Annotated in this window: 5 protein-coding genes; 2 read left to right on the forward strand and 3 right to left on the reverse strand. The window is 61.2% G+C overall.

Features of this window, described 5'->3' with window-relative positions; translation table 11 throughout:
• Nucleotides 1-38 precede the first annotated feature (38 nt).
• Nucleotides 39-188, reverse strand: coding sequence for a hypothetical protein (locus FH08_RS52685; RefSeq protein ID WP_160172516.1), 150 nt, complete (start codon nt 186-188; stop codon nt 39-41).
• Between FH08_RS52685 and FH08_RS0130965 the strand changes: the two genes are divergently transcribed.
• On the forward strand, nt 187-1449 hold the full coding sequence (locus FH08_RS0130965) for an aconitase X (protein WP_031362076.1): 1263 nt from the start codon (nt 187-189) through the stop codon (nt 1447-1449). The two genes, FH08_RS52685 and FH08_RS0130965, sit on opposite strands and share 2 nt — an antisense overlap.
• Entirely contained in the window at nt 1427-1879 is a 453-nt protein-coding gene (locus tag FH08_RS0130970; protein ID WP_031362077.1) for an aconitase X swivel domain-containing protein, read from the forward strand. Before FH08_RS0130965 ends, FH08_RS0130970 begins: the two co-directional genes overlap by 23 nt.
• A gap of 76 nt (nt 1880-1955) precedes the next feature.
• Here FH08_RS0130970 and FH08_RS0130975 read toward each other — a convergent pair whose 3' ends face one another.
• Together FH08_RS0130975 and FH08_RS0130980 are read right to left on the reverse strand one after the other, a co-directional pair.
• Nucleotides 1956-4466, reverse strand: a complete 2511-nt coding sequence (locus FH08_RS0130975) for a glycosyltransferase family 4 protein (protein ID WP_031362078.1) — start codon at nt 4464-4466, stop codon at nt 1956-1958.
• A 15-nt stretch (nt 4467-4481) separates the two neighbouring features.
• Nucleotides 4482-5975 (reverse strand): oligosaccharide flippase family protein, encoded by a 1494-nt coding sequence (locus tag FH08_RS0130980; protein ID WP_031362079.1) that lies wholly within the window; start codon nt 5973-5975, stop codon nt 4482-4484.
• Between the last annotated feature and the right edge of the window lie 25 nt (nt 5976-6000).

A 6000-nucleotide genomic window follows, 5' to 3' on the forward strand; every position in this document is an offset into this window, starting at 1 on the left:
CAAGATCGTTCAGTGAGGCTTCCTGTAAAAAACCGCGCTCAGTAATGAGCGCGGTTTTTTTCTGTCTGAGTGCGTGGCGGATGCGGCACGTGTTTGGGCAGGTTTCCAGCGCAGCCCTTAACCACGATAAACTGAGCCACGGCAAATCCGCTTGCAGGATCATTGCCGTCCACCAGGAAATCAATCATGTTGCAGCTCAGTGAGCGAGACGCGGCAATGTTGAACGCAGACATGGGCAGCGGTGTCGCGCTGGCCATGAGGATCGTTACGCGCACGGCGAACGTCATGGGCGCTGACAGGTTGATCGATATCACGTCGGCGCATATAGACGGTTGCCTTTATCACGGAGCGGCAAGCCTCGATTTCGTCGAACGATTCGTCCAGAGTGAAACGCGGGTAGCCGTGCCCACGACGCTGAACGTCGGCTCTCTCGACTTGATCCATCCCGAGCTGTATCAGGGAGATCAAAGCACTCAGCGCGCCGCCGAACGGCTCATGAAAGCCCATCTCGAACTGGGATGCGAGTCGAGCTTCACGTGCGCGCCTTACCAACTCAAGCATCGTCCCAAGCCTGGAGACCAGATAGCCTGGGCGGAATCCAACGCCATCGTATTCGCGAATTCGGTCCTGGGCGCCCGCACCAGCCGATACGGCGACTTCCTCGATCTGGCCGCCGCGATCACGGGCCGGGCACCCTATGCCGGCTTGCATGTCACCGAAAATCGGGCGGCCCGGATCCTGATCCGGGTTGCCGATTTCGGCGCACTTCCCGGCCGCGATGTGTTCTTCGCTGCGCTCGGCTTCGTGCTTGGCAAAGTCGCGGGCGCGAGTGTTGCGGCCATCGATGGTCTACCTCCCAATACCTCCGAGGACGAGCTGAAGGCGCTCGGAGCAGCCGCGGCTTCGAGCGGCGCGGTGGCGCTTTTTCATGGCATCGGAATCACACCGGAAGCGCCGACACTCGACGCAGCGTTTCAGGGCAAGCCGCCCGCTCGGGTGATCGATGTTTCGCTGAATGAGCTTCGCGACGTTCGCCGGCATCTCAATCATGCGAAGCCCGGTGATGCACTGGTTGCTGTCAGCCTGGGAACGCCGCATTTTTCCGTCAGCGAATTCGAGCAGCTCTCCGCGCTGTTCGCAGCGTTCTCCGCTCCGCTCGCGTGCGACTTCTATGTGAACACCAGCCGATTCGTATTGTGGCAACTCGAGTCGTCGGGCATAGCGAATACCCTTGCGTCCAGAGGCGTGCAGATCGTCCTCGATACCTGCACTTACATCACGCCCGTCATGAAAAAGATGAGCGGTCTGGTCATGACGAACTCGGGCAAGTGGGCCCATTACGCACCCGCGAATATCGGCGTCCAGGTGGCCTTTGGAAGCATGAACGAATGTGTGCGCTCCGCTTTCGCGGGAAAGGTTTGCTTCGATGAATCCACAAGCCAGCTTTAAAGCCGAGGCCCTCACGGGCGGATTCGCGCGGGGGCCCTGCGTCTCGATTGAACCGCTGAGTTTCTGGGGCGGGTACGACGCCGGGACCGGGACCATTGTCGAACAATCGCATCCGGCCTTCGGTCAGAGCCTTGCCGGCGTGATCTTGCTGATGGCACGGGCAAAGGGGTCGAGTTCGAGCAGCAGTGTGCTTGCCGAAGCCATACGCAACAAAACTGGACCTGCGGGCATTGTGTTATGCGAGCGCGACCTGATTATTGCCATTGGCGTGATCGTCGCGAACGAACTTTATGCGTCACAGGTCCCGCTCGTTCTCGCGAGCAGCGAAGATTTTGAACGTCTGTCCAAAACCAGCGGCGTCATCCAGATAGACGCGCGGGCCGGCGAAGAGACAGCGCGGGTTGCGATCGAAAGTTTTCGCGCGCTTTAGTTTGAGCTTTACTGCGTGGGGCTTCTTCGGTTCCGAACCGGTGCATTGCGATTGCGGAGCGGACCGCCAAGTCCCCCTACGCCCGTTTCAACCGAGACTTCCCGGCGACATCGGAGAGAATCTTCTGGACGCTTTCCACGTACCGCTCGGTCCCGAAGCGGTTGATTGCATTCGCATAACCTTGCTCGACCAGCCGGTTGCGCAAACCCGCATCAGCTGACAGCTCGCCCAGCGCGCCCGCGAGCGCACGGACATCGCCGGGCGTGCACATGATGCCGTTCTCGCGGTCCTCGATAATGTCCGTCACGCCGCCCGCACGCGCAGCCACGACCGGCCGCTTCGCCAGCATGCCTTCAATAATCACGCGCCCGAACGGCTCCGGGCTGATGGAGGTGTGCGTGACCACGTCCACGGCTTTCATACACGCCGCGATGTCATGCTGGAAGCCGAGGAAGTGCACACGATCGGTGAGACCATGTTCGAGCACGTAGGCACGCAATTCCGCCTCGTAGGCGTCCTCGCCGAAGAGCGCCGCCCCTACCAGCACGGCGTGCATCTCGGGCGCCTCCAGGAGCGCTTCAAGCAGGATGTGCTGCCCTTTCCAGCGCGCGAGCCGGCTGAACGAGCCGACAAGAAACGCGTCCCGCGGCAAACCAAAGCGCGCTCGCAACTCGTGCTGCGCAACGGACTCCAGTTGAGTGAACGGCTCGGCGGAAATGCCGTTGAACACCACATCCAGCCGCTCTTCTTTCAGCCGCGTCAACGCGGTAAGCGCAGCGGCGGACGCCGTCGAATTCGCGATCACGCGTTCCAGCATCAGCTTCGTGCACCACTTGATGATGGTGAGCTGGGTCTTGCCGAAATGCTCCGGGCTGACGATATCGCGCAGATGCCACACGACCGGCCGCCGCGAGATCAGTCCGGCGATTGCGCCGACCACCATCGCGCGCTGCGTGTTCACGTAGATCACATCCGCGTTGCGCGATTTCGCAAGCGTGCCGCGCACGAGGCCCATCAGGCCGCCGATCATGCCGGCGCCCGGCCGCTTCATGCCGCCGTCCTTGCTCAAGTTGCCGAGCGCGGCGCCATCGAGCACATCGACTTTCACGCCGACTGCTTCGAGTGCGATGCGAAAAGGGCCGTCGTCGAACAGCACGGTCTCGTTGGTGCCACGCATGCTCTTCATCACCTCAAGCAACGATAATTCCGCGCCGCCCAGCACACCGCTTTGATCGACAGCGAGCACACGCATTGCATCGGCCGCTTCGTGATCCCGGTCCAGCTGCGAAGGTGCGGCCTTGATTGCCGGGGCGACCACTGGCACCGGCGGCATGGCAGGCGGTGCGAGCGTGAAGTGAGGCGCGACACTTTGCACGTAGGCGCGCAGGCCATCGCGGAAATGCTTGATCGAAAAACGCTCCGCATTCGCACGGCAATCCGCAGGAAGGATTTTCACCACGCCGCGTTCGAAACCGTCTACTGCATCGATGATTGCAGCTGTTGTCTGTGCATCGAAGAACAGGCCCGTCGGGCGTGCGTGCGAACCATCCAGTACGGTCTCCAGTGCGCCGCCCTTGCCGTACGCGATCACTGGCGTCCCGCACGCTTGCGCCTCGACCACCGAGATGCCGAAGTCCTCTTCCGCCGCGAACACAAACGCCTTCGCGCGACGCATCTTGTCCTGCAGAACCGAGAACGGCTGATAGCCCATGATCTCGATGTTCGGTGTGGCCTTGTCGCGGATCTTGCGCATGTCGGGGCCATCGCCGATCACGATCAGTTTGCGCTCAGGCATCTTCGCGAACGCTTCCACGATCAAATCGATCTTCTTGTAGGGGACCATCCGCGACGCCGTCAGATAGAAGTCCTCTTTCACTTCGCAAAGCTGGAACGCCTCCACATCGACGGGCGGAAAGATCACATGCGAATCGCGGTGATAGACCTTGTTGATCCGCCGCGCGATGAACGCCGAATTCGCGATGAAATGGTCCACCGAATTCGACGTGCGGTTGTCCCAGTTGCGCATGTAGTGCAGCACCAGACGCGCGAGCAGCGACTTCACGCCGGCCGTGAGGTTGGATTGCTGCAGGTACTGATGCTGAAGATCCCATGCGTAGCGGATAGGCGAATGCACGTAGCTCACGTGAATCTGGTCGGGACCCGTCAGCACGCCCTTCGCCACCGCATGGCTGCTCGAAATGACGAGGTCATAGCCGGACACGTCGAGCTGTTCGATCGCGAGCGGCATCAGCGGCAGATACGAGCGGTAGCGTTTTTTTGCCTGCGGCAGTTTCTGGATGAACGAGGTGGTGACCTTCTTGCCGCGCATCCACGACCGCTCTTCCATGAAGTCGACGACGCTGAAAAGATCAGCATCGGGAAAGCACATGACGATCTGTTCAAGCACCTTCTCGGCGCCGGCGAAAGCGACGAGCCAGTCATGCACGATCGCGACTCGCGGCACGCGTTTCGCGACTCTTGCGCGATGCCGCGGTGGCGTGTCCTGCACGGCAGGCGGCAGCAGGCCGACAGGGTCGAGCGGCGCTCGCACCGTGTCGATTACCGCTTCATCGAGATCATGTCTCATGTGTCTCTCCTCACCTTAAACCGTGGATTTCACGCGCCGTTTCAGGCGCACATTCAACTCGTGGACGAAGCTGCGCGCCATGGAGCGCAACGCGGGCCGCGTGAGAAGGGAGCAGCAGCAATTGAGGCCTGAGATGACGAACGCTGCTGCGATTGATTGCAGCGGGTACTCGATTGGATCGATGAAAAACGCCACGCCGAGGCCTGCGACAAGAAACGCGAGGTGCATCAGCATGTCGGCGGCGATCGGCCGGGCGTGAATACGCGAGATCCACAACAGCAGGCCATAGTCGGCGAGCGAGCGCAGCACGACGACACTGGCCGCACCGATAGGACCGAAGTGCGCGATGGCGAACCACAGTGCCGTCACGAAGAACGGCAGTTGCACCACGCCGATACGCGCTGCCGTGGCGGGATTGATTTGCGACTGGATCATGATGCGCGTGACGCTGGCCTGTCCGACGAGCCACACGCCGATGATCAGGATCCGGCCTACAGGTGCGCTCGCGATCGCGATTTCCTGTCCGACCCAGAGGTGCAGGAAGGGCGCGAGCACGAGCATGACGAAGAGCGCGATGGGCGTGAAGACGCCGTTGAGGAATTCGAGTGACTGCTGGACCATGGCATCGGCGTGTTCGCGTTTGACGGCGGACAAGCGCGGGAACAGGGTGCGAACCAGTGAGTTCGGCAGCATGTTCAGGCGGGTGACGAGATTCTGCGGGACCGTGTAGTACGTGACGAAACGCGCACCGAGATTTGCGCCGAGGAGAATGCGGTCGAGGGAGTCGGTGATCATGCTGGAGATGGTCGCGACCAGCATCCAGCCGCCGAATTTGAATAAGCCGCCGGCCACGCCTAGTTGCGGCCATTCGATGCGTTTGAGGTCGAGTACCTTGATGCTTGCTCGCGCCAGAAGTATGACGGCGAGGACACGTGCGACGACGGCGGCGGCGAGTACGGTTTGCAGGTTCGGTGCGATTTTCCAGGCGGCCGCGAGCGGCAGCAACTGGAACAGGAAGGTGCCGATAGTTTGATTGGTGTTGTAGATGCCAAAGCGCTCGACGCCGTTGATGGCGCCGGCGCAGACCCATGACACGTTAGCGATGGGAATGGCCAGGGCGAGCCACGGGAGCGCGTGGTAGACCTCGCGTTGCATGGCCGGGGATGAGTGGGCGACGTAGGCGGTGTAGGCGAACGCGCCGAAGTAGATGAGGATGCCGCCGATGATGCCGGTGCCGAGGTTGAGCCAGATGGCGCTCCAGAACACGCGCGAACGGGCTTCGGGGTCGTTGGCGGCGTGGGCCTTCGAGATCGCATGTTGAGCGGCCATGCCCATGCCGAGATCCAGGATGCCGAAGTAGCCGATGAGGGTCCAGACAAGGCTGATCACGCCGTAGCGCTCGACGCCGACGAGATGGATGTATGCGGGCACAGTGATCAACGAGACGAAGGTAGGTAGTACCAGTCCCGAAAAGTTGATCGCCATGTTCTTCACCATCGATTTTTCCATCGTTCGCACTCGTTCCTGAGGGTTC

This window comes from Caballeronia sordidicola, assembly GCF_000729995.1.
Taxonomy (GTDB): Bacteria; Pseudomonadota; Gammaproteobacteria; order Burkholderiales; family Burkholderiaceae; genus Caballeronia; species Caballeronia sordidicola_A.